This is a genomic window from Fluviicola sp., from assembly GCF_039596395.1.
Lineage (GTDB): Bacteria > Bacteroidota > Bacteroidia > Flavobacteriales_D > Crocinitomicaceae > Fluviicola.
Window position 1 is genome coordinate 825102 of the sequence record NZ_JBCNJT010000001.1, and the last position, 26453, is coordinate 851554.

Annotated in this window: 22 protein-coding genes and 1 tRNA gene; 12 read left to right on the top strand and 11 right to left on the bottom strand. The window is 43.9% G+C overall.

Annotation, left to right across the window (positions count from 1 at the left end; translation table 11 throughout):
* Positions 1 to 99: 99 nt before the first annotated feature.
* From ABDW02_RS03345 to ABDW02_RS03355, 3 genes are read right to left on the bottom strand one after another with little or no spacing between them, the layout of a single operon-like run.
* On the bottom strand, positions 100 to 1026 hold the full coding sequence (locus ABDW02_RS03345; RefSeq protein WP_343632066.1) for a formyltransferase family protein: 927 nt from the start codon (positions 1024 to 1026) through the stop codon (positions 100 to 102).
* Complete coding sequence (locus tag ABDW02_RS03350; RefSeq protein WP_343632068.1) at positions 1026 to 2174, bottom strand: ABC transporter substrate-binding protein; 1149 nt, start codon at positions 2172 to 2174, stop codon at positions 1026 to 1028. Before ABDW02_RS03350 ends, ABDW02_RS03345 begins: the two co-directional genes overlap by 1 nt.
* A gap of 49 nt (positions 2175 to 2223) precedes the next feature.
* Entirely contained in the window at positions 2224 to 2778 is a 555-nt protein-coding gene (locus tag ABDW02_RS03355) for a tail fiber protein (protein ID WP_343632070.1), read from the bottom strand.
* Positions 2779 to 3169: 391 nt separating this feature from the next.
* Here ABDW02_RS03355 and ABDW02_RS03360 point away from each other — a divergent pair, with 391 nt between their 5' ends.
* Both ABDW02_RS03360 and ABDW02_RS03365 read left to right on the top strand, forming a co-directional pair.
* Positions 3170 to 3364 carry a cold shock domain-containing protein gene (locus tag ABDW02_RS03360; RefSeq protein ID WP_343632072.1) on the top strand — a complete coding sequence of 65 codons (195 nt, stop codon included), beginning with the start codon at positions 3170 to 3172 and terminating at the stop codon, positions 3362 to 3364.
* A 258-nt stretch (positions 3365 to 3622) separates the two neighbouring features.
* Positions 3623 to 4069 (top strand): cold shock domain-containing protein, encoded by a 447-nt coding sequence (locus tag ABDW02_RS03365; RefSeq protein ID WP_343632074.1) that lies wholly within the window; start codon positions 3623 to 3625, stop codon positions 4067 to 4069.
* Between the two features lie 22 nt (positions 4070 to 4091).
* Here ABDW02_RS03365 and ABDW02_RS03370 read toward each other — a convergent pair whose 3' ends face one another.
* The 5 genes from ABDW02_RS03370 to ABDW02_RS03390 form a co-directional block, all read right to left on the bottom strand.
* On the bottom strand, positions 4092 to 7868 hold the full coding sequence (locus ABDW02_RS03370) for a LamG-like jellyroll fold domain-containing protein (protein WP_343632076.1): 3777 nt from the start codon (positions 7866 to 7868) through the stop codon (positions 4092 to 4094).
* Between the two features lie 176 nt (positions 7869 to 8044).
* Entirely contained in the window at positions 8045 to 8302 is a 258-nt protein-coding gene (locus tag ABDW02_RS03375) for a hypothetical protein (RefSeq protein ID WP_343632078.1), read from the bottom strand.
* On the bottom strand, positions 8283 to 8597 hold the full coding sequence (locus ABDW02_RS03380) for a thioredoxin family protein (protein ID WP_343632080.1): 315 nt from the start codon (positions 8595 to 8597) through the stop codon (positions 8283 to 8285). The genes ABDW02_RS03375 and ABDW02_RS03380 overlap by 20 nt, the downstream gene beginning before the upstream one ends.
* 6 nt (positions 8598 to 8603) lie before the next feature.
* Positions 8604 to 9221 carry a peroxiredoxin gene (locus tag ABDW02_RS03385; RefSeq protein ID WP_343632082.1) on the bottom strand — a complete coding sequence of 206 codons (618 nt, stop codon included), beginning with the start codon at positions 9219 to 9221 and terminating at the stop codon, positions 8604 to 8606.
* A gap of 87 nt (positions 9222 to 9308) precedes the next feature.
* Positions 9309 to 9755, bottom strand: a complete 447-nt coding sequence (locus ABDW02_RS03390; RefSeq protein WP_343632084.1) for a Dps family protein — start codon at positions 9753 to 9755, stop codon at positions 9309 to 9311.
* 165 nt (positions 9756 to 9920) lie between these two features.
* Between ABDW02_RS03390 and ABDW02_RS03395 the strand changes: the two genes are divergently transcribed.
* The 4 genes from ABDW02_RS03395 to ABDW02_RS03410 all read left to right on the top strand — a co-directional run bounded on the left by ABDW02_RS03395 (position 9921) and on the right by ABDW02_RS03410 (position 14463).
* Positions 9921 to 10841, top strand: a complete 921-nt coding sequence (locus tag ABDW02_RS03395; protein ID WP_343632086.1) for a LysR family transcriptional regulator — start codon at positions 9921 to 9923, stop codon at positions 10839 to 10841.
* Between the two features lie 108 nt (positions 10842 to 10949).
* Positions 10950 to 13247 (top strand): CAP domain-containing protein, encoded by a 2298-nt coding sequence (locus tag ABDW02_RS03400; RefSeq protein ID WP_343632088.1) that lies wholly within the window; start codon positions 10950 to 10952, stop codon positions 13245 to 13247.
* 90 nt (positions 13248 to 13337) lie between these two features.
* A complete protein-coding gene (locus ABDW02_RS03405; protein ID WP_343632090.1) occupies positions 13338 to 13850 on the top strand; it encodes a gamma carbonic anhydrase family protein in 513 nt (170 codons plus the stop codon).
* A gap of 265 nt (positions 13851 to 14115) precedes the next feature.
* Entirely contained in the window at positions 14116 to 14463 is a 348-nt protein-coding gene (locus ABDW02_RS03410; protein ID WP_343632092.1) for a group III truncated hemoglobin, read from the top strand.
* Between the two features lie 121 nt (positions 14464 to 14584).
* Here the strand turns inward: ABDW02_RS03410 and ABDW02_RS03415 are convergent, their stop codons facing one another.
* Positions 14585 to 17266 carry a PKD domain-containing protein gene (locus ABDW02_RS03415; protein WP_343632094.1) on the bottom strand — a complete coding sequence of 894 codons (2682 nt, stop codon included), beginning with the start codon at positions 17264 to 17266 and terminating at the stop codon, positions 14585 to 14587.
* A 193-nt stretch (positions 17267 to 17459) separates the two neighbouring features.
* On the opposite strand from ABDW02_RS03415, the gene ABDW02_RS03420 reads away from it, so the two are divergent.
* The 3 genes from ABDW02_RS03420 to ABDW02_RS03430 all read left to right on the top strand — a co-directional run bounded on the left by ABDW02_RS03420 (position 17460) and on the right by ABDW02_RS03430 (position 22140).
* Positions 17460 to 20477: a histidine kinase gene (locus ABDW02_RS03420; RefSeq protein ID WP_343632096.1), complete on the top strand. Its 3018-nt coding sequence runs from the start codon at positions 17460 to 17462 to the stop codon at positions 20475 to 20477.
* Positions 20478 to 20479: 2 nt separating this feature from the next.
* The gene (locus ABDW02_RS03425; RefSeq protein ID WP_343632098.1) at positions 20480 to 21205 is read left to right on the top strand and encodes a LytTR family DNA-binding domain-containing protein; all 726 of its coding nucleotides are present in this window, start codon (positions 20480 to 20482) and stop codon (positions 21203 to 21205) included.
* 92 nt (positions 21206 to 21297) lie between these two features.
* The gene (locus ABDW02_RS03430) at positions 21298 to 22140 is read left to right on the top strand and encodes a DUF4412 domain-containing protein (RefSeq protein WP_343632100.1); all 843 of its coding nucleotides are present in this window, start codon (positions 21298 to 21300) and stop codon (positions 22138 to 22140) included.
* 190 nt (positions 22141 to 22330) lie between these two features.
* Here ABDW02_RS03430 and ABDW02_RS03435 read toward each other — a convergent pair whose 3' ends face one another.
* Both ABDW02_RS03435 and ABDW02_RS03440 read right to left on the bottom strand, forming a co-directional pair.
* Positions 22331 to 23116, bottom strand: a complete 786-nt coding sequence (locus ABDW02_RS03435) for an NAD(P)-binding domain-containing protein (RefSeq protein ID WP_343632102.1) — start codon at positions 23114 to 23116, stop codon at positions 22331 to 22333.
* Between the two features lie 87 nt (positions 23117 to 23203).
* Positions 23204 to 23608: a hypothetical protein gene (locus ABDW02_RS03440; RefSeq protein ID WP_343632104.1), complete on the bottom strand. Its 405-nt coding sequence runs from the start codon at positions 23606 to 23608 to the stop codon at positions 23204 to 23206.
* A gap of 264 nt (positions 23609 to 23872) precedes the next feature.
* On the opposite strand from ABDW02_RS03440, the gene ABDW02_RS03445 reads away from it, so the two are divergent.
* From ABDW02_RS03445 to ABDW02_RS03455, 3 genes are all read left to right on the top strand, one after another.
* Complete coding sequence (locus tag ABDW02_RS03445; protein WP_343632106.1) at positions 23873 to 24910, top strand: COX15/CtaA family protein; 1038 nt, start codon at positions 23873 to 23875, stop codon at positions 24908 to 24910.
* A gap of 183 nt (positions 24911 to 25093) precedes the next feature.
* Positions 25094 to 25167: transfer RNA gene (locus ABDW02_RS03450), tRNA-Ile, on the top strand.
* 440 nt (positions 25168 to 25607) lie between these two features.
* Positions 25608 to 26384, top strand: a complete 777-nt coding sequence (locus ABDW02_RS03455) for a hypothetical protein (RefSeq protein ID WP_343632108.1) — start codon at positions 25608 to 25610, stop codon at positions 26382 to 26384.
* The last annotated feature ends 69 nt before the right edge of the window (positions 26385 to 26453 follow it).

Consider the following 26453-nt stretch of genomic DNA (forward strand, 5'->3'; position numbering starts at 1 on the left):
TTGAGTAACCGGCACCAAAGAAAAGCAAGTGCATGAGGGGAAAAATTCCGGGCCCGCAATGCTGTTGTCTATGTGAACGACTCTTTTCATCTTGTTTTGTTAATTGAATTGATACCCGACAACCGGTTTTAATTGATTGAATTGACCTGCAGTTACAATTCCATTGGAGCCACCGATTACCTGTACGTTTATACAATCTCCGTCCAGGCAGGCAACCGAAATGCTATGTTCATTGGCTTGGAGTATCGTACCCGGTTTTGCCTGGTGGCGCTCCTCACCTAAATGGGCAACGATAATTTTCATTGGATTTCCCATGAACACCGTATCAGCACCTTGATTCCAGGGATTACAGGCTTTGATCAATTGCAAAATTTCCGCTGCATCCATCCGGTTCCACTGAATGAAAGTGTCTTCCCATTCCGGCTTTTCGAAGTACCGTGCGTGATTTTCATCTTGTTCCTGTCGTGGGACCATAGAACCGAATTCGAGCATTTGTGCCATATTTTGAGCGGACATTGCCGCGCAAAAGGATAATTTTCCGGCAAGCGTACCAAAGTTGTCTTCGGGTGCGATATCCACTTTTTCACTGAAAATAAGATCTCCCTCATCAAATTCGGCATTCATGAAATGAACGCTGATTGCCGTTTCGGTTTCTTTATAGCGAAGTACTTCGAAAATGGGCATCGGGCCACGGTATTGGGGAAGCGGCCCGGTATGGAAATTAATGAATTTGCCTTCCCATTTGGTCAGCAGGTCTTCGGATATCCGGTACGGAAAACAAATGCTGAAAACAGCATCCGGCTGAACTTCTTCGAGCCAGTTTTCCAATCCTGAAGCAGATTTAGCGGTTGGGAAGGATTGGAAGGGCAACCCTGATTTCTCGCATTCCGAATCAAGGAGTTTAACGGTTGCGGCGTCCCCGTTTCCAATGGCAATGCCGCAGAGGTATTTTTCTACGGCAAGTTGCTGAATGGCTGGCAACGCAAAGCGTCCGCCGCATAAAACTGCTATTTTTAATCCGCTCATCAAATACACGTATAACTGTTATACCATCCCGAGACAGCGTTATCCAATTCCTGGGATATCAACTCTTCATAAGCAGATTCCGTATCTGCAACTTCACGGACGATCTTTACGGAACAACGGTCATTCCCGTCGTTTTCGATTTCGACCTCGTAAAGCGGTGCAATTGACACATGTGTTTGTGCATGGAAAGAAACTTTTCCTCTGGGAGTTTCAAAACTGAATTCCTTCAACTTTTCGGATGCAAGAAGCGCATTCGGGCTTTCTTTGAACTGTTCCAGTAAAAATGCAGCAATGATTCCCGCCTCCCATCCCAGGAGACAGAACAGGTTAGCCTCACGTCCGGCGGAAGCAATGGCTTCTATAAATTGCTCGTTTTCCGGGTTTTCAAGTTTCTTCGACCAGGCAGCTATTCCACTAACCGGATTTCCGGGGTACACTGCTTCCTTCAGCATAGATTCTTCAAAGGCAAAAGGAGGAAGATATACCGGAACGGGTTGCTCCGAAAAATAGCGTTGCAAATCGCGGAAGAACCATTGTACATAGTCTCCGCTAAAAATGCTGAGTACGCAGTCACTCTGGGAGGACTCGTATTGATCCTTGAGTGGTTGCATGGAAAAGTCTTCTTCGCGGTAACCGGTGGCGAGGCTCAATTTGATGCTTCCGCCGGCTTTCTGGAAACCGTTGTGTGCTCCCACCGTGTGTAAATAACCACCGTCGTAATAACCAGTGACGATACTTGCTGAAACGTGGCCATTTCGTACCGCCATCCCCGAACTCAACCAGCTTCCCAGCGCATTTTGCAGGGAATGGTAAAAGATATTCGGAGAAACCGGCCATTCCTGGGGCATGTGCGCACCTGCATCCAGTACGATCAATAAGCGATTGGCTGCCGCAAACAAAGGGCGTAATACCTGTGCTGTCCGGTGACCGATGTATGCAAATACAATCTGCGCATTTTCATGCATGATCAGGTTTTCTGCACATTTGTAGCACAATTGTTTATCCGTTCCGAACCCGATGTTTTCAGTCAAAACACGAACATTCTCATATCCGGAAGCAGCCAATGAAGACTTCATTCCCTGAAAAAGATCAAAGCTTATTCCCTGGTAAAAGGTAGATCTCGGAAGTAAAAAACCAATCGTTTGCATAGTATTATAAGAGAGGGAAAGCCTGAAGACCTTCCCTCTGTTTTTTGAATTAATTACGGCTTGGGAAAATTCCCTGAAGAGCAATTGAATAGTTCATACACAAGTATGGAGTCAATAGACTAAATGGCTGACTTCCCCCTGAAACAGAAGTAGTACCTCCAACAACAGGAGGTGCCATGGATGCAGTTGGTGATGCAGTTGGCCCGAACATATCGTTCGGTGAACTGTTCCCGATGTAGTTTCCTGCTGCTCCTGCATCTTCGTTACCTGTGTTTACAGGAATACGAACAGTAATTCCAACTGCAGAGTGAACGTGCATAGGCATTTGAGCAGTTGTAAGGGTCGTGTTTTCAACACCACCTACTTGCCCTATTGAATAAGGCGATAATCCTGGTCCTTGTCCTTGTCCTACAGGAACACGGCCTTGTAAATCCGGTAACGCAAAAGTTGTTTGTCCGTTACCGCCGTAAATGGTTCCGAGTAACGAAAAAAGTGCAGTGTTTTGTGCAATTGACAGAATCTGCCCCTGGCAAGTTGCATAGCCTTTTGGAGCAAAGTTAAAACCGAAAAGTTTTACTTCTCCGATAAATGGTTCAGTAGACATAGTTATTATTTGTTTTAAAAGTTACAATAGACAAATGATAACGTATGAGCAATTTAAAGGTGACCCTATGCGGGGGATTTTTGAATAGCGTTGTCGTCATCAGTGAATGTTTAATTAAGGTTCGACAAATATAACGGTTTAATAGATATAAACTAATTTGGATGTTCAAAACTATGAAATGATATCCGGTTTAAGATGAAGTGGATTGGTAATCAGGGGGAAACCCTTACGGATCTTTTAGTGTGTTATTTTGTCTAAACTCCTGTGTTCATAGAGCTTTGCATTCAAACTCGCTACTTTAAACAAACGTTAATTTCTCCGAAAAGGAAATTATTTCTGAGATATACTGATTTTAAACCGTACCTTCGTTTAAATATTTAATACAAGTTTAATGAACAAAGGAACAGTAAAGTTCTTCAATGAAACTAAAGGATTTGGTTTTATTAAGGAAGAAGACTCCGCAAAAGACCATTTCGTGCACGTTTCAGGATTGGTAGATGAGATTCGTGAAGGGGATTTAGTAGAATTTGAATTAGAAGAAGGTAGAAGAGGAGTGAACGCCGTAAACGTTCGCGTAATCCAATAATTCATTTTAATAATGAACGGAAGAGTTTATTCGTTTTTTAACGGGTAGACTCTTTTTTATTTTACCGGAAAGAATGTTCAAATGTTTCAGCCGAGGCTGATTCAAATGTTCAAATGTTCAAATGTTCAAATGTTCAAATGTTCAAATGTTCAAATGTTCAAATGTTCAAATGTTCAAATGTTCAAATAACTTTATTTAAACACCCATTGAACCACTTTGAACAACATTAAACCTTAAAAAAAACAGAGGAAAAGAAAAATGGCAAGATCACAAGAAAGCTTCAACAAAAAAGAGATCCAAAACAAAAAAGACAAAAAGCGTAAAGAGAAAGAAAAGAAAATGCTTGAGCGCAAAGAAAACGGAAAGGCGAGTTTCGAGGATATGATCGTTTACATCGATGAGAACGGAAATCAAACAGATACTCCGCCGGATTTATCAAAGCGTGTTGAATTCAACGCTGAAGATATCGTAATCGGCGTGCCGAAAAAAGAAGAATCCGAACCGGAAGATAAAGTGCGCAAAGGAGTTGTGACTTTTTACAACGATGCGAAAGGATATGGTTTTATCAAAGACAGCGTATCCGGAGACAGTATATTTGTTCACGCAAACCAATTGACGGAAACCATTACGGAAGGAAACCGGGTGAGTTTCGAAGTTGAAAAAGGACAGCGCGGACCAAATGCGGTCAGAGTGAAGAAAGACTAAGGTTTTGATTTAACCGGGCAGGTTAGTGCATCACTGCAATGAACCCGCTCCTGAATTCAGTCCTGGAATCGGTGTAATTTACAACGATCGTATAGGTGTAAATTCCGTCCGGGACATCCAGGCCGTGGTATTTACCGTTCCAGGTGTCTTCGACGTCTTTTAAAACCGCGACTTGTTCTCCCCAGCGATTGTAAATTCTGCAATCGATTTCCCCGATACACACACCTTCGATTTTCCAAAGATTGTTGTACTGATCTCCATTCGGAGTGAATGAATTTGGAATGTACAGTACATTTTCTACATCGGTTTCAAAAATAATCAAGGTGTCCATCGAACAACCTGTTTGGGTGTTCAGGATGCTCAACAAATAAGATCCGTCATCCAGGTTTGTATAACTGGTTTCGGTAGAAAAACCTGTGTGGTTAAAATCAATAGACAATACGCCGCTTGTGCCCGGTTTGTTCTGAACCAGGATACTTCCTTTGGTCAGACAAAGTGGGTCCGAGGCAATAACATCCACATTGGCCGGCGCATCCGGATCGATGGTTATTGTAACACTGTCTTCGGCAACACAACCGTTTGCAGTAGCCGCAAAAACGTGGAATGTGACTTGCTGGTTACCTATGGTGGCGACTGGATTCGGGCAGGTCGTACAGCTTAGATAGGTTCCCGGTGACCAGGAGAAGGAGGTAAATGGCTCACTGGAAGTATAGGTCAACGGAACAGAAGCAGTTCCGCAGGTAAGGACATTTGCTCCGAGATCGAATTGGGGAGCTGGTGCCTGGTTGATACGAACAGTGTCGGATTGGAGATTTCCGCAGGAATCCGTTACGGTTACCCAATAGGTCCCGATTCCGTAAGCTGTAAATGTGCGTCCGGTGCTTCCATCATTCCAGAGGTAATCCAGGAAACCTGCACCTGCATCAAATGTATAGGTTCCGGATGTACAAATAGAAGTGTCGCTTCCCAAATCCAGTATCACCGGCGTATTGTTTACAAGCGTCAGTTTAACAGTATCGGTTGAGGTACAGAATCGGCGGAAACTGACATCATCCATTCCGAAATCCACCCCGTAACCGTTGGTTTCCAGGTTGATTAGCCGGATAGTAACCGAAGAATTCGGTCCTGAATTCCACATGGTAAGACCGTATTCGTCCCAGATAAAGTTCCCTCCCAGGGGTACTGAAATTCCTGTTTCGGTAGGAAGTGTCAGATCACCGGTAACATCGCCGATAAGATGCGTCTCAAAAATCGGTTGATTTGCAGCAGCCCGCGAAGCCCAGAACGAAAAACGATAGGTAGTATTGGGACTTAATCCTAAAATAGTTTGTTCGTAGATCATGGTCGGACCATTCGTGCAGCCGTCCATGGACATAAACATGGAATCAGTTGTCGGGGTGTGATCATTTATCCCCGGGTAAACCTGTCCGAAAAATAACTTGCCGACATAGTAATTGCAGGGAGAATAGACCGTACTGTAAATCATGTCGGAAGAAAATCCCGTATTCCCGGCTGAAAAGTCTCCGTTTGTGACCATTTCGGGGCCGATCTTTGTTGCGGCAACCACATATTCCATGGTAGTACTAACAGTAGCTGTGGGGTTTGCAATATTCGGGTTGCTTAAACCGGTAGTTGGCGTCCAGGAATACTGATCAAATCCCGGTGAAGCGTTTAACTGGGCAGGGTTTCCGGGACATGCGGGACGATCTGCGCCTGCTGAAACAGGGTCGCAATTACAGTTCTCGTCAGCAATTCCATCTCCGTTATCGTCAATTCCGTTCCCGCATATTTCAGAACAGACCACGATACAGGACTGATCCAGGGAATCCGGCTGCTCGGCAGACCAGGCAATAGTATTACTGAAATAGCCGTCGTTCCCGTTGGGTGTTGCGTCCACAATGGAACTTCCCCCTGACTGGTTGAAATGATAGTACAATTCCAGGTTGTTTTCCGTTCCTGACAAACAGTGATCGTAATTCGCTGCAATTTCGGCGGAACTCAACGGACGGCTCCAAATACGCACTTCATCCATCAATGCGCCGCTTGGCGGACCGGGATAGCCGGGTGCAAAAGCTTCGTCCCAGCTTAAACGGGTCGGAATAATCCGGTTGAAAGGCGCGGAGTTGACCGTTCTGGTATCCACCAACTGTCCGTTCACATATAACCGGGAAGTTTGATTGGCGTAATCCATGACAGCTGCCGCGTGATACCAGGTTCCGGGTTGGAAACCGCCGGGAGGAATGTAAGAACACATGTTTGGGTTGGGACCTCCGGCACTATTCGGCGCATCTACCCGGAAAGTCAGGTAATCAGAGGGAGAACTTCCCGCGCCCTGCCAGCCGAAACCAAGGCAAATGTCTTCATAAACCACATTATCTATCGCGTCTATCAAAGGCCTGGTAGGAGTAGCCCCACCAACCAAAGGTGTTACGATGTTGAACCAGCATTCCCAGGTAAAACCATTGCTGCTGATGTAAGCCTGGTTGTCGGGGAAAGGAACAGCATCGTTGTTGTTTAACAGTTCAACCGACCCGAAACAGGCCGAAACAACCGGTTGGTTCACCATGATTTTCACCGAGTCGATTCCGTCGAGGCAAAAGGAAGGATTGGTACTCGGAACCCGGAATTTCATCCAGTAAGTTCCTGGTGCCGGGAAGGTGTAGCTCAGGGAGGTTCCTGTTCCCAGAACAGTGTTCGGGTTGATATACCAATACGGGGAAGGACTGTTGGTAGTTGCTGTAAAATTAACGCTGCTTCCGGCTAAAACAGTTGTAGTGGAAGCCGGCGTGGTAATTGTGGCAGTAATAGGAGTGGGGCAGGGAGGCGTACAACTTAAACAGTTCAGTAAACTGCTTCTGACTGTTGTCAAAAAGTAGTACATGCGGTCGTATTGTCCCTCAGTAAATTGATTGTAGCAGGAAAAAGCGCTGTAATCCATGTAATCGTCACTTAAATCAGCAACATCTGTTGTAAATGGATTATTTGAAGAAGGATCATCGGCATCTGTATTACAGGAATTGGCAGAAGGATTACATGCTGCAAAAGTAGTTTGGTCGGGTGGAGTATCACAAACGCGGTCACCGTCCATGAGGCAATTTGAATTTCCGCATCCGCCCTCAAAGGTGTGGTATAATCCCAGGTAATGACCGATTTCATGCACTCCCACAGCATCTGTTTGCGAGTTATTCCCGAAAAAACCGGCTTCAATGACCACACCGTCCATGTTTAGTCCGTGGGAAGATGGAAAAAAAGCATAACCAATAACTCCGGTTCCCATGCTGAGGCTTGAAATTTCCTTGATGACCCAGATGTTCAGGTAACAGGTCGGGCTCCAGCGGTTCACGTCTTTAAGCGAAATATCGTCGACTTCCATGACCTCATTGGTGAGCGGAGAAACGTTTCGTGTAATCCCGGTTGTGGCATTTCCGTTGGGATCACGCTGTGCGAGGCAAAACTGGATTTGATTGAAAGGGCTTGCTGCAAACTTCGCGTTGATATTGGCTATTGCATTCTGAACCTGCGCATCGCTGATGTTTTCCGGCCCGGATTGGTGCACGATGTGAACCACCACAGGGATGGTTTGTAACGATTTTGGTGTGTTGTGAGAACCTCCTTTTTGCTTCAAAAGTGTGTGTTGAAACTTTTCCTCGTCCAATTGCTGTTGCCGTGACTGCAACATGGGGATGGATTGGTGGAGGATGCCTGTTGCACAGCCGTCGAACACTTTTAATCCGGTGGTTTGGGCAAGCGATATTCCGTGAAACAGGCTTAAGAACAGTACGAACAGGGTAACTCTCATCAGTAAAGGTTATACTGATGGATAACGCAATTTTTTGGTATTGGTTGGCTTTGGGAGGATCAAAAAAAATAAAGAGTTCAAAGAGTTCAAAGAGTTCAAAGAGTTTTCTTATTTAAACTTTTGAACGATTAAACCTTTGGAACAAAAAAAAAGGCTCCCTTTCGGAAGCCTTTCAGTTATTTATCGATCGAACCGGTAACCCGCTTCATGAATTCATTCAGGGCATCTTTCTGGGATTTCCCCGCTTTGATTTCCTTGTGAACTTCAATGGCCCCGGAGAAATTGGAAAGGATTTCACCGATTACGTCCAGTTCTTCGTCTTTCAACCCGGGAGCATCAATCAAGTGCTCCAACGTTTCGATTGTTTCATTGACATAGTCTTCATCGTTCTCTTCGATAAAGGCTACCATGTGTTTAATTACCGGCAACCGCATCTTTGATCTCTTGAATGATTTCTACTTTATTTCCCTGGGCTTGCTTTACCAATTCGCCGTTCACAAAGCCCGCGAAAGTAGGCAGGTTGGAAACATCCGCAAATTTGCGCGAGTTTGGTAATTTCTCTGCATCCACGTAATAGAATTCTATTCCGGGATTTTCTTCAGCCATTCGTTTGAATTTAGGCTTGGTGATTTTACAGTTACCACACCACGATGCTCCGTATTGAACCATCACTTTTTGATTGGTATTCAATAACTGCTCTAAATTGTCTTCCGTTAACTCTGTAAACATGATTTCTTAGTGTTTGCTTAAATATTCTGCTGTACTTGCAGCATTTGCTTTCATAGCATCTTTTCCTTCTTCCCAGTTTGCAGGACATACTTCACCATGCTGTTGTACATGTGTGTAAGCATCCACCAAACGGATATACTCCTGCACGTTACGCCCTACAGGCATGTGGTTCACTGACTCGTGGAAAACTGTTCCTTCTTCGTCGATCAGGTAAGTTGCACGGTAAGTCACGTTGTCACCTGCTGAATCTTCATCGTACGGATCGAAATCCAAAATATCCAGTTCTTCAGCCAAACGACGTGTTGAATCAGCAATCAACGGGAATTTAACTCCTTCGATACCTCCGTTGTCTTTCGGTGTGTTTAACCACGCAAAGTGAACCTCAGCAGTATCACAAGATGCCCCGATTACCAAAGTATTGCGTTTTGCAAACTCAGCAGAAGCCTCCTGGAAAGCGTGAATTTCCGTCGGACAAACGAACGTGAAATCTTTCGGATACCAGAACAATACTACTTTTTTCTTGTGCTCAATGGCATGCTTCAACACATCGATTTGAAAAGTATCTCCCATTTCATCCATTGCATTCACCAATACGGAAGGGAATTTTTTACCTACTACACTCATTTTTTTGATTTTTATATTTGATTTAATTAATTGCTCTTTCGCATGATCATTATAAAGATGGTCTCTTGATAATGGATCACTTAATAATTACTTCCCCAGCCATGCAGCGAACATCCAGTTCGTTTTCTCTTTCTCGCGAACCAGGTCACTCATCATGGCGTTTGTTCCTTCATCACCCAAATCCGCTGATTCGGATAAAATTTCACGTTCTAATTTAAGAATAGTTTCCTGCGCATTCAAAATGTACGTCATACCTTCTTTTCCGTCGTGGATCGTTCCGTTCTCTTTCAAATCACTGTGTTTCAGATAGTCTTCGAAACGGTGAAGCGGGGTAATGCCTAAAGTCAGGATGCGCTCTGCCAGATCATCAATAATGATTTGCGTTCTGGTGTACAATTCCTCGTATTTCAAATGCAATTCGAAGAAATTTGTACCTTTTATATTCCAGTGGATCGCACGCAAATTTTGATAATGTACCTGGTACGTTGCCAACAGGCGATTCATTTTGTTATTCAGATCTTGTTGTGAACTCATAGCTTTTTTTAATTAGATATCGAGACTTCAGGATTTTAAGATGTCAGACTCAGATTTTTAAAAATCTGAAGTCCTAAAATCCTGATGTTTGTTGAAACAAAGGTGGTGATTATTCAAATATAAATGATATTGATTAACTTTATAAATCCATAGAATTAATTTATAATGATTTCACCACAGCAAATAGCATACATTCTTTCCGTTTATGAAACGGGATCCATCAGCCGGGCAGCCGAACAATGTTTCGTAACGCAACCCACACTTTCCATGCAACTGAAAAAAGCAGAGGAGTTATTGGGGCATATTATTTTTCACCGGGATACGAATACGATGGAACTGACGGATTTCGGGAAGTCGCTGATTCCACTTTTGCAGCAAATCCAGGGAGATTTCGGCGCAATAGACCGCATCAGTCAAATCTATTCCGGAACTTATAAGGAACGTTTGCGAATCGGGGTAATCCCTACGGTTGCAGCTTATTTGTTATTGGATAATTTCCAGGAATGGCAGGCTTTGCTTCCGAATACCCAGGTTTTTGTCGAAGAATTGAAAACCGAAGAATTGATAGAAGCCCTGGACCAACGGAAAGTGGACCTGGCTATTTTGGCCGGACCTCTGAACCAGAATCATTACCGCATTACGCCTTTGTTCATGGAAGAAATCCTGGCGTATGCTCCGAGCGTTCCCGGTGAAATCTTATTGGTCGATCAGTTGAAAGACCTTCAACCGTGGTTGCTCAACAAAGGAAATTGCCTGCGCACGCAGATGATGCAATTTTGCGCGATTGATGATGATTTGCCCTCAAGCTGGAATTACCAGGGCGGAAACATGGATTTGTTGATGCGCATGGTTGACCAGCAGGGTGGTTACACGCTGATCCCGGAATATTACCATCCTTTCGTTTCTCAAACTACCGAGTTCAAATCGATCCGTGACAACCAGGGTTCTTTCCCGGGCAGGTCTATTATCGCAGTAAGTGCTTTCCGGCATGCAAACTGGGATTCGATGGAAAAGATTATCCGTTCCATTCAGCACAAATACAGCAAGCCGGTTTCGAAGGAGTTGGAGTTGTTGAGTTGGAAATAGGAATGAATGATTAATGGAGGAATTATCAAGAATGAGAATCCACTTGATAATTGCGTCATTTATAATTGATAATTCTCTCGTATCTTTGCGGTTCAATCTATAATCTAAATGATCAGGTACCTATTCGGGATTTTAAGCATTTTCTTTCTGTCGGTCAACGCCGGAGCTCAATTGAGTGCTGAAAATACCTTGCAACTTCGTCAGGAATTACTGGCACAAATCAATGCGCTAAGGGCTGGAAAGAAGCTCTCAACATTAAAATTCGATCCTGTACTGGAGAAAGCGGCTGTTTTTCATTCGAATTACATGGCGAAAAACCGGATTTTAAGACACGATGAAAAAGACCCGAAAAATGCAGTTCCTAAATCCCGGGTAATCAACGCAGGAGGAAACGATATGGAACTGGTGGGTGAAAACATCATTCAATCTGCTCCGCAAACCTTTCCGCTGGGAAAAGAACAGGTTTCAAAGCTGGCTAAAGAATTGTTCGAATCCTGGAAAAAATCCCCTCCGCATTACGGCAATATGATCAACGCCAATTATGTGCTGGCTGATTTCGGCTTTGCGGTCGATACAGTTAATAAAATCGTTTATGGAACCAATTTATTCGGGAAACGCGGAACAGTCATTGCCAATCAATTGTCTAAGAATTCATTCGGACTCAGAATGGCTCCATCCAGTTGTCAGAACGAATTTGAGGGATATTCGAATTTGATTTACAACCTGGGAAACAGTATTGCTGTGGTTAACGGTAAGGTGATGCTGTACCTGTCCGACAAAGAATTGATTACAAAAACTCTGACTAAAACCAATGATGGATTGGCGGTAGACCTGTTGGAAAGAAAGCAGTTTCCGTGCGGTAGAGAGAACATACTCGATATGTCGCCGTTTTACGACGGGGTTTTATTAAAACCGAAGTACAAGCAGGATATTCTTGGCGGAAACGAAGCGGAAAGCGATTACCGGTTTGTGGTTTCCCTGGGAGATGTTCCTAAAAACCTGGCAGGAAAAGAGCTTGAGCTGACTTTGGTCTTTATCAAGAACGGGGAAGCGTGTTACCTGATCAATTCCGGCGATGTTCCTTCGGACCGCTATAACCTCGGTGAAGTGGAACCGATCGTATATGTTCCGGAAAAAGTGCCTTTTAATTACGAAGGGATCATTCAATCGGAAGAAGTGAAATTTGATTTCAAGCCAAAAGATTCCATTCCGGCTAAATTACCGGCCCTGAATGTTCAGCATAAACGCATACACTCGGTTTACATTCAGTCCTATTCCTCCATCGACGGGGATTCCCTTTCGAATGCATATTATCACTACATGCGGGCGCAATGGATCAGGAATTATGTCAAAAAGAATACAGCAGCCAAAGACGACCAGATCCAATTGGATTACAAGGAAAACTGGGAATTGATGGAATTCCAGATGCGCTATCATTTTGCAGAGGATTTGTTGTTGCTTCCTCACGATTCGATCCGGAAGTATTACAGCTTTCTGGAAGAAATTCCGTGGAAACAACTCTTTACGGAACAGCGCCGTTCAAGTGCCACGATCAATTATTATGCGCAGCTTCCTCCAACAGCTTCTCCCATCGATTTGGCGCGCTTGAATTTAAGAACAGCGTTGATCAATGGTCAATGGGATTTGGCCAACAAATGCCTGGCGGAATTTTACCAGAAAAAGGAATTTCCCGAATTCATTTTGGATAATCCGTATTTTGAGATCATCAAAGGGCAGCCGGAATTGGTGCAGAATATTGCAGCGATTTACATTCAAAACGGAATTTACGATTTGGTTTCAGAAACGCAATTCTTATTTGCAGCGCTTCAATTAGGGGAAAAGCTTTCCAAAGGAGCAAAGGAAAACCTGGCGATCCTGTATTGCAAGCTGTCTTACGATCTGCTGGGAGTGTGGGATTTGCCTTCACAGCAACTGGCGAATGTGATTAAACCGAAAGAAGTGCTCCGGGTGATCCAGGATGTGGATTTTCGCCCGGAAGTAATGGCAAATGTTCATTTGACTTTTATTGATTATTACGGACAGATCAATGATTCGAAACGCATCTCAACTTCTTTTGATTTTATAGCCGATTATTACAGCAAACGAACAATGAACCTGAAGGATGAAATCCAGTTGTGCCTGTTCTTCAACCGGTGGAGCAAATACGATTTGACGATCACTCACTTACTGCCGAAGTTCAAAGAGAAAAAACTGAATAATGAAGGGATTATGCTGCTTGCAAAAACGATGGTTTTTTTCCCGGAATCGGATCCGAAAACAATCAATGAAGTATTGCGGGCAGCGGCAGTGAATAAAGCGGGATGGTGTAAATGGCTTCGGGAAGAATTCCAGTTGCTGCGCGACGAGGAAACGAAAAAGCTCTACTGTAAAACCTGCGGATACTAGGTAATGATTAATTATCAATGACTCAATTATCAAGGAAGCAAGGATGATAATTCCTTTAAAATTCTCAATTTTACATTTTCAATTTACGTTATGGCGCTTATAAAATCATGCAGAGGGATAGAACCTCAATTCGGAGAGGATGTTTTCCTGGCAGAAAATGCAACGGTAGTCGGTGATGTGGTCATGGGAGACCGCTGTTCGGTTTGGTTCAATGCAGTGATCCGCGGGGATGTGAATTCCATCCGTATGGGAAACCAGGTGAATGTGCAGGACGGCGCTGTGATCCATTGTACGTATGAGAAAACCAAAACGACTTTGGGAAACAATGTTTCGATCGGGCATAATGCGCTGGTTCACGGCTGCACGGTAGAAGACAATGTATTGATCGGAATGGGTTCAATTGTGATGGACAACTGCTACATCGAATCCAACTGCATCATTGCAGCAGGAGCGGTTTTGCTGGAAAATACGCATGTAGAAGCATGGAGTGTATATGCAGGAATCCCGGCAAAGAAAGTGAAAACCTTGTCCCCGGAGCTATTCGAAGGTGAAGTGCAGCGCATCGCGAATAATTACGTGATGTATTCCGGTTGGTTTAAGTAGGTTTAATAAATTCAAAAGTTCAAAAGAAAGTTCAATCCGATTGAATATTAAACGTTGGAACTCTTTGACCATTTTTGTCACATAGAAAAGCATCAGCTATTGCTGATGCCTTTTGTTTTGGGTTTTAGATTTGGATGGTTAATGAACTAAACTAAAAACTGCGAAGTATGGATATATACCTGTTTATGTCGGGAATTCAAAAAGGTAAACACGGAAACTGATTTTTATCAGAAATTTTTTTTCGAAAGAGAACTACCTTTGACCTATGAAAGAGATCGAAACGAAAGCAGACGTGGAATTACTGGTAGATGTTTTCTATCAGAAACTGGTAAAGGATGAATTGGTTTCCCACTTTTTTGCGAAGCTCGATCTGAAGGAACATTTGCCACGTGTGGTGCAATTCTGGAGTTTTATTTTATTGGACGAAGCAGGTTACAGTGCCAACATGATGGAGAAACACGCCCGTTTGAATCTTGACGCGGCATCTTTTGACCGCTGGCTGAAATTATTCCATGAAACAGTCGATCAGTTCTTTACAGGAGAGAAAGCCGAATTGGCCAAACAGCGCTCCACATTGATTGCCTGGACGATGAAAACAAAGTTCATTAAATAAGTGAAAATTGAGAATGTAAAAATTGAAAAGCATTTGGGATAATTATTAGTAAGAAGAATTCCCATCCTTTTAAATGCAAATTCCTCTTTTCAATTCTCCATTATACATTTTCAATTGATTTTTAACGCAAGAGCGTTACATGCCCCGTAATGACCTCCGCATTGGCATAAGGTGCGCAGGAAGTATAGCGGATCACGTAGCTGTAAACATCCTCCTTGCACGGAAGCCCTGTAAATGTTCCGTCCCAGTGCTCTTCGTAGTTCGTGGAGCGGTAAACTTCTTCTCCCCAGCGATTGAAAATCTTCATATCCCATTCAACGGGAGTTAAGCCCATTTTCGGATAGAAATCATTGTTGAACTCGTTTCCGTCAGGAGTGAAGGTATTCGGAACATAGACCATAAACGGTTCGATGGCGATCGTTTGGAAAGTGGTGTCGCTGCAGCCGAACTGATTGAAAACAATTTGTTGCGGGTAGTGCATTCCGTCTGAAAAATACGTGTGAACCGGGTTCGGGTCCGTACTTCCGGAGTTGAATTCATTGAAGAAGTAACTGATGTGCGTGGCTCCCTGTGATAAATCGGTAAACTTGACCTGGGAATCACAGATCGTTGTCTCGGTTTTATCCACGGAGAATCCGGCTACCGGTTTCGGGTGAATGGTCACAAGATCGGGCTGTTCCAAAACAAAGGTGTCGATACATCCGATTGTTGAAATCACGGTCAGTTCCACGGAATAAGTTCCCGCGTGATAGTAAACATATAACGGGTTTTCTTCGGTACTCGTTCCCCCGTCTCCGAATGTCCAGGAATAGAGCAACGGAGCTTCATACTGGCTTAAATTGATGAATTGTGCCGGATAAGGTTCGCATTTCAACTCGTCGCTGATTGTAAACCCGACGGTTGGTACCGAGAAAATAAATACGCTTGACTGGGCACTTTCCGAACAATTCAAAAAGCTTGCGGTCAGCGTAACGGGATAAATGCCGGAATCGTCATAAACAACGTTGTTCACATTCAGGCTGGTCGCGTTCGAAGGAGTTGCGTGGCTTCCGAAATCCCAGGAATATTGCGTGATGGAAGGGCCTGTAACCGTTCCCACAAAATTGAAACTGTTATTGGTAACACAAAGCGAATCGTTGTGTGTAAAGGAAACGCTGAGCGGTTCGTAAATGGTAATGTTCTGAACCATGGTATCCGAACAGTTCGGCCCGCTGCTGGCAATTAGCGTAATGGGATAAGTTCCTTCTGCAGGAAAGGTGTAAGTAGGGGAAACCGCATTGCTGACATCCGTATTGATTCCCGGTACACCGAAATCCCAGGAATACGTGGTAGATCCGGTCGAATTATTGGCAAAAGTCTGTGTATACCCGATACACTCGTGGTTTGTCTGGAAACCAACCTGCGGATCCGGTTTGCTGTAAAAGAAAATCGGTTTTGAAACGGTATCGGCACATACATCATAGGTTCCGATAAGCGTTACTACGTTTCCGGTGGGTGAACTGAAAGCAACGTTGTTGACATTTGCGGCCGTTGAAGTACCGGGCGTTGCATTCGGCCCGAAATTCCAGCTAAACTGTGTGGCCGGAGGTCCGTTGATGATCTGGCTGTGGAAATCGAGCGTATTGTCAATGAAACAGGTCGAATCTACAAAACTGAAATCCACCTGGAACGGGTTTTGAAGAATCAGGTCCACATACGTAGTATCGGTACATGGCCAGCCGGGATTGGCGACCAGCATCACGTGATAGGTTCCCGGTTGCGGGAAAACATAAGTCGGTTCAAAAGCCGTACTGTTGTCCGTTGTAATACCGTTTACACCGAAATCCCAGTAATAGCTGCTTGCTCCGAAACTTTGATTGTCGAACGTGAAGCTCAATCCCTGGCAGTAGGAAATAAATCCGGGTGTTTCTTCCTGTTCGGTAACAACCGCTGAAAGCTGTACGTTGCAGTTTACCACGCGGAAAAGGAAATCACGGGTCACATAACTGATCAGTACGCCGTTTCTCCATTCATTTACGCGGATTCCGACTACATACAGTCCCAGGTTGTTTGCGTCTACAAATAACTGGCCTGTTGTCTGATTAATGGTCGTAGTAGACCCTGGCCCAAGCGGTACCGTGACACTGAATCCTCCAGCCCAGTTTACATTGGGATAAGGCGGGTTCGGAATCGGGTTTGGTGCAGGGTTCACGGAATTTGCTCCGGCGTGCGGCGTTACCAATTCATAGGATAAACTGTCTCCGTCAGGATCGATAGCACTGTGGTCAAAAATCAGGTTTTCGTTGTTACAGATAACCAATGGCGGGTAATTCACAAAACGTGCCGAACTGTTCACGTATTGGTTTCCTCCCCCCGGTGGAATAATCGCTTTGATCGTTAAACCGGTATCATCCGGGTTTACCAGGTTGGTAATATTCGGCCCTCTGCAGCAGCGCTGGTAAGCAACAATATAGCCGCTTACAGACGGTGGCAGGTTTAAGATCACCGTGTAGATGGCCCGTTCCGTACAAATTCCGGAAGGAGGCGTGATACAGGGATTATTAAAAACGATCGGTAAAATGGTACTTCCCGGAAACGTTACGTTCTCATCCGAGATACGGATTCCCGTACCGGTGAAAACACTTAAAGGCATGGGAGAATCGTATGCGGCTCCTGTAGAAGCACAATCCCGGTAAAGAGCAATGTAGAATTTGTAATTGTTGCCTCCCAGGTAGTCGTAGTAAATTTCACCTCCCACAATATGCGACGCCTGGGACGGAAGAGTCCAGATTAACAGGAATAACAGTATGAGGTTTTTATACATAAGCGGAGATAAGCAATATAAAATTCAGTATTTTTTTTGAAATCACTAAAAGTTTGACCTTCTATTGATTAAACGGTTTCATTTTTCATGTTAACGGGACGATTTTTATCAAAGTTCATGCCAATTACGAAAGAACTGATAAATTCTTATCCCAAACGAACGCTATTTAAAATATAGTTTCGAAATTGGTGACATGAAATTTGGGCTTTGGTTGCTTTTTTTACTGTTAAATCTCTCTCTTTTTGCCCAGAGAGGGCTGATTCAGTATTCCAAAGAAAACGGCCTGATCTCTAATGAGATCCGTGATGTTGCTTATGACCAGAAAGGATTTATCTGGCTGGCTACTCCAAAGGGAATAGAACGTTTTGACGGACAGCGCTTTATCCATTTCAGACACGATCCGGTGGATTCGCTTTCCATTGCATCCAACGATATCCAGGGATTGGTTTTTGACGGGAATAAAACAGTTTGGGGTTTTACCTACAACAAAGGATTAATTGCCATTGAAACCGAAACATTCCGTATTTCCAATTACAGCAAGCGCAACATTTCCTCTTTCGGAAGTAACCGGATCAGTGCTTTAACGATCCTGAACGGAATTATCTGGTACACATCTGTTGAAGGAAAGCTTTATGCATTCGATCCGGAGAAGAAATCAACCCGCCGGTTTTCAGGATACAGGCCCGACTCCAAAATAACCGGGCTAAATGCCATTCTTCCGGATCAGCTGGATCCCGATAAATTGTGGATCTGTGCCATGGACGGTTTGTACCGGTTCGGAATTAGAAAACAGCAATGGCAGCCGTTTAAATTTAACAGATCAACGGATATCAACCCCGAATCGACTTTCCGCTACAGCAATGAGATGAGGTGTGCCGTCCAGGACAGTAAAGGGAACTTATTTATCGGTCTGAGGAGAGGCGGTTTGCTTTATTTCGACCAGTACCAGGGTTTGTTCAAGTCTTTCCCGATTTCCATTGACGACCTGAAATACCAGGAAATTTCATCGATTGAATGGCGCGATCCGAGATACCTTTATTTGTGCCTGCTCAACAAAGAAATCGTGTTATTCGACACCAGTAAAAAAGAATATGTGCGTTACGAAGAATCCGAACGTAGTGCGGTAATGCCTTTTCACATTACCAAATTCGGTTCCCAGCTGGCCATTGCCAGTTCCAATGCCGGCCTTTTTGTGCACGACGAATCATTGATCTACGGAACAAAAGTCAAAACAGACCTGCAATTGCGTGCCGTACGTTATTCCCCGGATAAAAAGAGTGCTTACCAGTTGTTGGGAGGTTCTTCCAGCTTGTTAAAGCGGATTTTGGGGAACGGGCCGGAAACCATTCCATTGAACGGATTGGTGGATGCAAAATCGTTCTATTACCTGCAAGACGGAAGCATGCTCATCGTGGGAGCAAATGGACTGATCCGTGTTGGCCGGGATCACCGCATTGTAAAAAAAATGCTGCATCCGGATCACCAGTCGATTGATAAGCGCTTCCAGAATTCGTTATTGGTCGGTGATTCCCTGTTGTTTATAGGTACGCTGGATGCGAGTTTGTTGTGCTACCGGCTTTCCGATTTTTCCTACCGGCGTATTTATTCCATTTCGGAAGGAAACAAACTGGATGAAACCCGCGAGTATTTTCCCCTTGCGATGGTTTACTTTAACAACGCCGTTTATTTTTCTGAAAACGAGCAATTGTACCGGTATCACATCCGCTCGAAACAAGTGGAGAAGATCCGGTTGTTTAACCATGAAAATACGGACCAGATTACCTGCCTGTCCATTTGTCCCCAAAATAAATTATGGATCGGAACCCGTGCAAGTGGTGTTTGGAGCTACGACCTGAACACGAAAAAACTTCAGAACCGGTTTACTTCTTTCAATGGTTTGCAGAATGATGAGGTCAATCAATTGCTACTGGATCCTTCGGGAAGATTGTGGATCCTGAATCCGTCCTGTGTGGCGATTGTAAATACTGCTTCCGGAAAGGTGCAAAGCCTGGAAAAACGCAACGGAATAAACGACGTTTTCGGAATCACGATGACGCCGGATTCCATCTATTTCCTGCAGCCGAATTCCTACATCGTGGGGGATGCAGCCAAACCCTTACCGATCCGCAAAAAAGCAATTCCATACATTATCCAGATCCGTGATATGAACGGGATGACCCGCTTTTCGACCGATAAACCCAAGTATTCCTACAACCAGAACAACCTGGTTTTCGAATTCGGGATCCGGGATTTTTCCAATTCGGAAAACAACCTGGTGAGTTACCGGTTATTGGGGCTCGACGATAAATGGATCAACGGGAACCAGAAGAACGAGGCGCTTTATCACAATTTACCGAGCGGAAAATATACTTTCCAGGTGCAGGTTGTTGAAGGTGACGAATCAACGATTACTTCCTATTCGTTTAAAATTACGCGGCCGTTCTGGCGCCGTTGGTGGTTCATTACACTGGCTTCTCTGGCCACTGCTTTCGGCATCTGGTTCTTCATGCGCTCTCGGATTAAGCGTATCCAAAGTACCGAGCAGATGAAGGCAGAATTCAGTTTGCAGATCAATGAACTGGAGTCCAAAGCCCTGAGAGCTCAAATGAACCCGCACTTCCTGTTCAATAGCCTGAACTCGATCCGTTTGTTTATCCTGAAAGATGAGGTGGACAATGCGGCGGATTACATTGCGAAGTTCTCCAAGCTTTTGCGGATGATCCTGAATTATTCCCGCCAGGACATGATCACGGTTTACGATGAGATCCAGTCTTTGAAATTGTACCTGGAATTCGAGCGCTTGCGTTTCGACCAGGATTTTGATTTCGACCTGCAGATTGACGGGCAGGAAGTACTGGATTGCCAGATTCCGCCGATGATCATTCAGCCCTTTATTGAAAATGCCATCTGGCACGGATTAATGCCGCGCGCCGAAGAAGGAGGGAAGATCCGGGTTTCCTTCCAGAAACAGCTAAGCGGATTGTACGTGATGGTGCAGGATAACGGGATTGGAAGGGAAAAAGCCAAAGAGAATAACCGGAAACGTTCGCTGAAAGAGGGGAGTGTCGGGCTCCAGATCACCAAAGACCGGTTGCGGTCATTAACTTTGCGCACGAAAAGGCAGAACGAATTCGAGATTGAAGATTTAATTGATGAAAATGGTCGGGCAATCGGAACTTTAGTTACCTTGTACTTTGAAACACCAAACTAGATATGAAATTACGTGCAATAATTGTTGATGATGAAAGGCACAGTTTAGAAACTACTGCTATATTAATCCGAAAGTTTTGCCCTGATGTAGAGGTGATTGCAGAATTGCAAAACCCGATCGACGCGGTCGAAGTCATTAATACCGAAGAGCCGGATTTGCTCTTTCTTGATATATCAATGCCTAAGATGAACGGCTTTGAATTATTAAACGTATTGACCTATAAAGATGCGGATGTAATTTTCACTACTGCTTACGACGAATATGCGCTGGAAGGCTTCAAACAAGGGGCTGTTCATTACCTGGTGAAACCGATCGATGCGGAAGATCTGGTGGAAAGTGTTCAGCGGGTTAAAAAGAAGCGTACGGAAGGAAAACCATCCGGGATCAACGGAATGGGACTGAAACCGAAAATTCCGATCTCGTCGCTGAACGGGGTGGAACTGATCGAGGTAGACCAGATTATCCGCTGCGAATCAGACGGAAACTACACCACCATTGTCCTTCAGCAACGCAAAATAACCGTTTCGAAAACCCTGAAGGAAATCGAAAAGCAATTGGTTGATTTCCCTTTCTTTTTCCGCTTGCACAATTCCCATTTGGTGAACCTGAACCAGGTCGTGAAATACATTCGCGGGGAAGGTGGTTCGGTGATTTTGTCCAACCAGGAAGAGATCGGCGTATCCCGAAGCAAAAAAATGGAACTTCTCGAAGTTTTAGGAATCAACTAAGTCAGGAAATTACTCATCGAAAAAGAAGATCTACGAGTTTTGGTTTTCCGGTTATAGGTCTTTGATTACATTTGATTTAATAAAAACTACTTATGAAAGCACTTCTACTTGTGTTCATGCTATCTCTTGTATCGGCGGTGGTTTCTGCTCAGCAAGGATTGATCCAAAATGTCGGAAGCACGGCCAAAGCAAAGGCAAATGCCCAGGATTTCAATACGACGCGCAATAACAAAGAACGCGGAAACCTGATGGATGACAAGAAATCCAGAGAAGCTGCACCTGCATCCGCTCCGGCACCGGGAGCCATTCAACCGGAAAGTGCCGAACCTGCACCAACAGAACCAAGCGGAGAATACCAGGCGTCTTACACGTTTACGAGTAGTGTAACTTACCAAGTGGAAAACACCAAAAAACCGGGAGAATCCCAGACCATCCATTACGATTTCGGTGACCAGGTACTTAAAATGGCCGCAAACCCGGATATGTCTTCTATAATAGATTCGAAGAACGGGGTGATGATCATGCTGAATAATAAAGAGAAAACCGCCATGGTGATGTCGACCAAAACCATGGAAGCAGCCATGAAACAGCAGCAGATGAACCAGGGGCAAAAACCGGCTGCTAAAATCACGAAAACCGGTAAAACCAAAATGATCCTCGGGTACACATGCGAAGAAATGCTCATCGAATCCGACAAGAAAACAGAAGTCTGGATTGCCAAAGATGCAGGAATCGACGTGAGCAATACCTTTGCCAGCATGAATAAAACCTCTCCGTCACAAATCCCGAATGAAGCTTTGCAACAAGGAGGAATGCTCATGGAAATGACTGGTTATGATGCTGCGGGCAAACCTGAAATGCACATGATTGTAACCGCCCTTTCGAAAGAATCCAAAAGTGTAAACATCGGGGCTTACAAGATCACGAAATTATAGTGTAGATTTTTACCGCAAATTTCGAAATGATTGGGATAAGTTTGGAAATCTTTTGAAACCTTTTTCTCAAAACTTCGAACCTCTTTATGCAACAGAAAGAGGTTAATATGTAGTTGTTCAAAAGCGAGTGCGGTAGCCGAGCCAATTATTTGCGCATTTGTGGGAAAGGAAATGAGGATTGTTACAGTAACTAAGCTACCGGAAAATCCTCCGGATCCGGGTAAATGTAGTGATATCCCAACTCCAAAGAAAGCTGATTGGAAATGATGCGTTCCGACCGTGTTCGGTCCTCGAATAAGGGCGGATCAATTCCCAGTTTCGAAGCCATTCCTTTGTAAAGTGGCCCTTTGAACGGATGCTGAGTTGCACAACCGTTGATGGTTTGATTCCACAATCTGTTTTGAATCACGTATTCGATCAAACCGATGGCATCTTCCTGGTGAATCAGGTTCACACGGTCAAACTCCTGGTAGGTTTTTCCGGATTTTGCCATGGCCGTTACCGGGTAGCGTTTCGGGCCGACGAGCCCGCTCATGCGTATTACCGTCAGCCGGTCCCTGAGGATAGAACTGATAGCCAGTTCCGCATAGCCGATAGCATTTGTTTTCACAGAACCCGCCGGGTAATCCGATTCCCGGAAAATACCGTCACGTTCCGGGTAAACGGAAGTAGAACTGATCTGAATGACTTTGCAAGCAGGAGAGATGAGGTCCAGTACACGCACACAATCTTTTGCATATGCCTTCTCATCCGTTCTGGAAGGTGTAAAAGCCAGGATAATGACATCCAGGTCGCTGAAATAGGCCGTGCCTGATTGTTTTTTGACCAGCGGATCAAACAAAACATGCGAAAAACGTTCGTGGGAAAGCCCGACCGAACGCGAACGGGTGGTTCCAAGTACCTGGAATCCTTTATTTAATAGTGATTTGGCGAGTGGAAGTCCGAGCCATCCCAATCCGATTATTCCGATCTTCATGGGATAAATGTAAGGTATTTTGAAATTGTCTGGTTGGTATAGAACAGATAGGGGCGTAAAATTTTACGCCCCTATCTATATGGCCGGTTAATTTTCCTTGATCCACGTATTTTTGATCGTGTGGCGAACCAGGTAGTATTTGTTATCTCTCCAATAAAAGAAACACACGCAGTTGTTGATCCCGTCAATGATCATTTCGTATTCGTTCCCCACGTCACTTTTGATATTCATCGTGTACTTCACTTCTTCTTCGTTGTAGTCGTAGTTGCTGATGAAATAATCGGAAGAGATACTTGCCGTTGTGTGGTGAAAAGTGGTCAGTTCCTTGTTGAATTCAAAGAGTGTTCCTCCTTCGTCGGTAGACAGAATGTCCCACTGGGCAGTTGCTTCGTTCCAAACACCATCCTGGCGGTAATTCGTGGAGATGTTCAGTTGAGCAAAAGAAATGATTGAGGTGAAAAGCAGGCTGATGATTAAAAGGATCTGTTTCATGACGTACTAATTTAGATAAGACAAAGGAACGGTGGAAATGCGGTATGCGCAATAATGCATTTGTCGTATTCTGTTTACTTCGAGTGGATTGTTAGTATGAATGCCTGTTTTGGAGAAGAATGTTGCAATTCTCCCTTTGAAGGGGGATAAAGGGGGATGGCCACCCCTCTTAATCTCCCCTCAAGGGGAGAAACGGTATAAAAATGACTTGGATCATCTTTCTAAGCCTCTTTTATCCCTAATTTTGGGCATCAAATAACGATTATGTTCTCAAAAGCTTTCATACGATTAAACTGGATCACGCTGGTACTCATTTTCCTGGTAATAGTTGCAGGAAGCGTCGTTCGCACCTCCGGAAGCGGAATGGGTTGCCCGGACTGGCCCAAGTGTTTCGGTAACTGGGTCCCGCCTACAACCGAAGCGCAACTACCTGAAAATTACCGCGAAGTTTACGGAGAAAAGCGCGTGGCAAAAGTGGAGAAATTTGCGAAGTTCCTCACCATGCTTGGCATGAAGGAAACGGCTGAAAAGATTAAAAAAGATCCCCGCACTTACGAAGAAGAACCTTTCAATGCACAACGCACCTGGACCGAATACGGAAATCGCCTGGTCGGATTCCTGGCAGGAAACGGCGTTTTGATCATTTTCCTGTGGGGATTCTGGAAATACCGCAAGGACCGCCGTTTCGTGTGGCTTTCGTTTATCAATCTCATTGCGATTGGTTTAAATGGCTGGTTTGGTTCGATTGTCGTTGCCACCAACCTGGTTCCGTGGACGATCACCGTTCACATGTTCCTGGCGCTTTTGGTGGTTTGTTTGCAATTACTGCTTATTCGCCGGATCAGCCCGGTCCATCAAAAAACGCTGAACCTGCCTGTGGCCATGAAATGGCTGATCGGGATTATCCTGGCAATTACAGCTTACCAGATGTTCCTCGGAACGCAGGTGCGCGAATACATCGACCAATTGACCCAACAAGGTTTGGGAAGAGATTCCTGGACCAGCAAATTCGGCTGGGCGTTCTTCATTCACCGCTCGTTCTCCTGGGCCGTTCTGGTATTGATGATCCTGCTGGTGTTTCTGAACTACAAAACCGACAAAGTGAAATCTGTTTACTGGGCATTCCTGGTGCTGGTGATCGAATTGGTGGGCGGAGTCTTGCTGGCGTATGCGGATATGCCAGGATTTGTGCAAGTGTCTCATTTATTGTGTGCTACTGTTTTGTTCGGGATCCTGTTCATGCAATTCATTCGCCTGCGACCTTTAGCCAAACCGCTTGGAAAAAGCAGTATCCGCGGATAATTTTTAGCGAGCTCATTGTATTTTCGATTTGAAATTCAACAGAAGTACTATATTTGCACCCGTTAACATTAAGTATGTCGCTTATCGACATTGTCCCTTGTTAACATGAGAAAAGTTTAGCTTTCTTTGGCTTAACTGTCTTTGTCAGACGGAGCCAAGGTCTTCAAAAGCTTTATTTTTTCCGGTCCTATAGCTCAGTCGGTTAGAGCAACTGACTCATAATCAGTAGGTGCTTGGTTCGATCCCAAGTGGGACCACAAAAAGAAAGAGCTCAGACATTCATCGTCTGGGCTTTCTTTTTGTTCTTCATTCTCATTCTGCTTCTCATTCCTTTGTGGCTCTTTCTTTTTGTAAGCGAAAATGAGAACGAGAATGAGGAAGAAATTGTGGTTCGAAGCTCCAATCTGTCTCCTCCCTCGGAGGAAGGATTAAGGTCTGATGACTCTGACGAGTATCAGACTCCGTCAGAGAGGGTGGCGAACTCCAATCTTCCGTAAGCATCGATTTCATTCAGTTTCCTAAAATTTAGAGCGGTTCGATTCCGTTTTGCTCTCGGAAGTAATGCTTAGAGCTTGATTCACAATGGTTAAATTATTTCGTTAACCTTTTGAATGAATTCCAATTATATTTAGCTAAATGAAAGTCTGATGCATTATCCCGATGGTAAGCTTATGGACATCAGAAGTAACCGGAAGTAATGAAAAATAGACTAAAAATAATTGGACTGTTAATTGGACTAATACTCGTTGTAATTCTTTTCAAATTCATGTTTTTTAATCCTCGGGAGATTATGTTTGAAGATTCCATTATTTATGGTAAAGTCAAATCAATAAAAGAGATATCTTATAAAGCACAACTGAGAAACAATGAACCCGTAAAAATTAAAAGGTGGCGCAAAGGACACTTAACTGATGACTTTCATTGTTTTTTTAATGAAGAAGGGCGGCCGATCAAAAAAATCATTTATCCTGCAGCGGACACCGGGACAGTCAGTAAAACTTTACGATATAAATATAATAAGAGAGGCCAGTTAATAAATTATTATCAGGATAACGATAAGCCTACAAAACCAGAATATTTCTACAATCAAAATGGGCAACTCATTAAAGAAAAAAGACCATTAAATACTATTCGCTATGACTATTATCCAAATGGTAGCTTATATCATAAAATTCAAGTTGATCCAGAAATCGGTGATGAATTCATAACAACCTATACTTATGAGAACAACTTTATAAAATATCTTGATGTTTATTACACTGTTGCGGATTGGCATATTATAGATGCTTATGAGAGAGATAAAAGTGGAAATATTGTCAAATATAAATTGGTAAGTTCATTTAGTGAATTAAATAGAGAAAAATGGGATGAATTTGAATATGAATATGACAAGTATAACAATTGGATAAAATGTATTCATCTTAGAAACAAAAAGCCAATTTACATTATTGAGAGAGAAATCGAATACTATTAATAGCGACGCCTCATTACATCAACTAAAATTGTGTGTAATCAAAAACGATCTACTATTTCCGGTTCCATT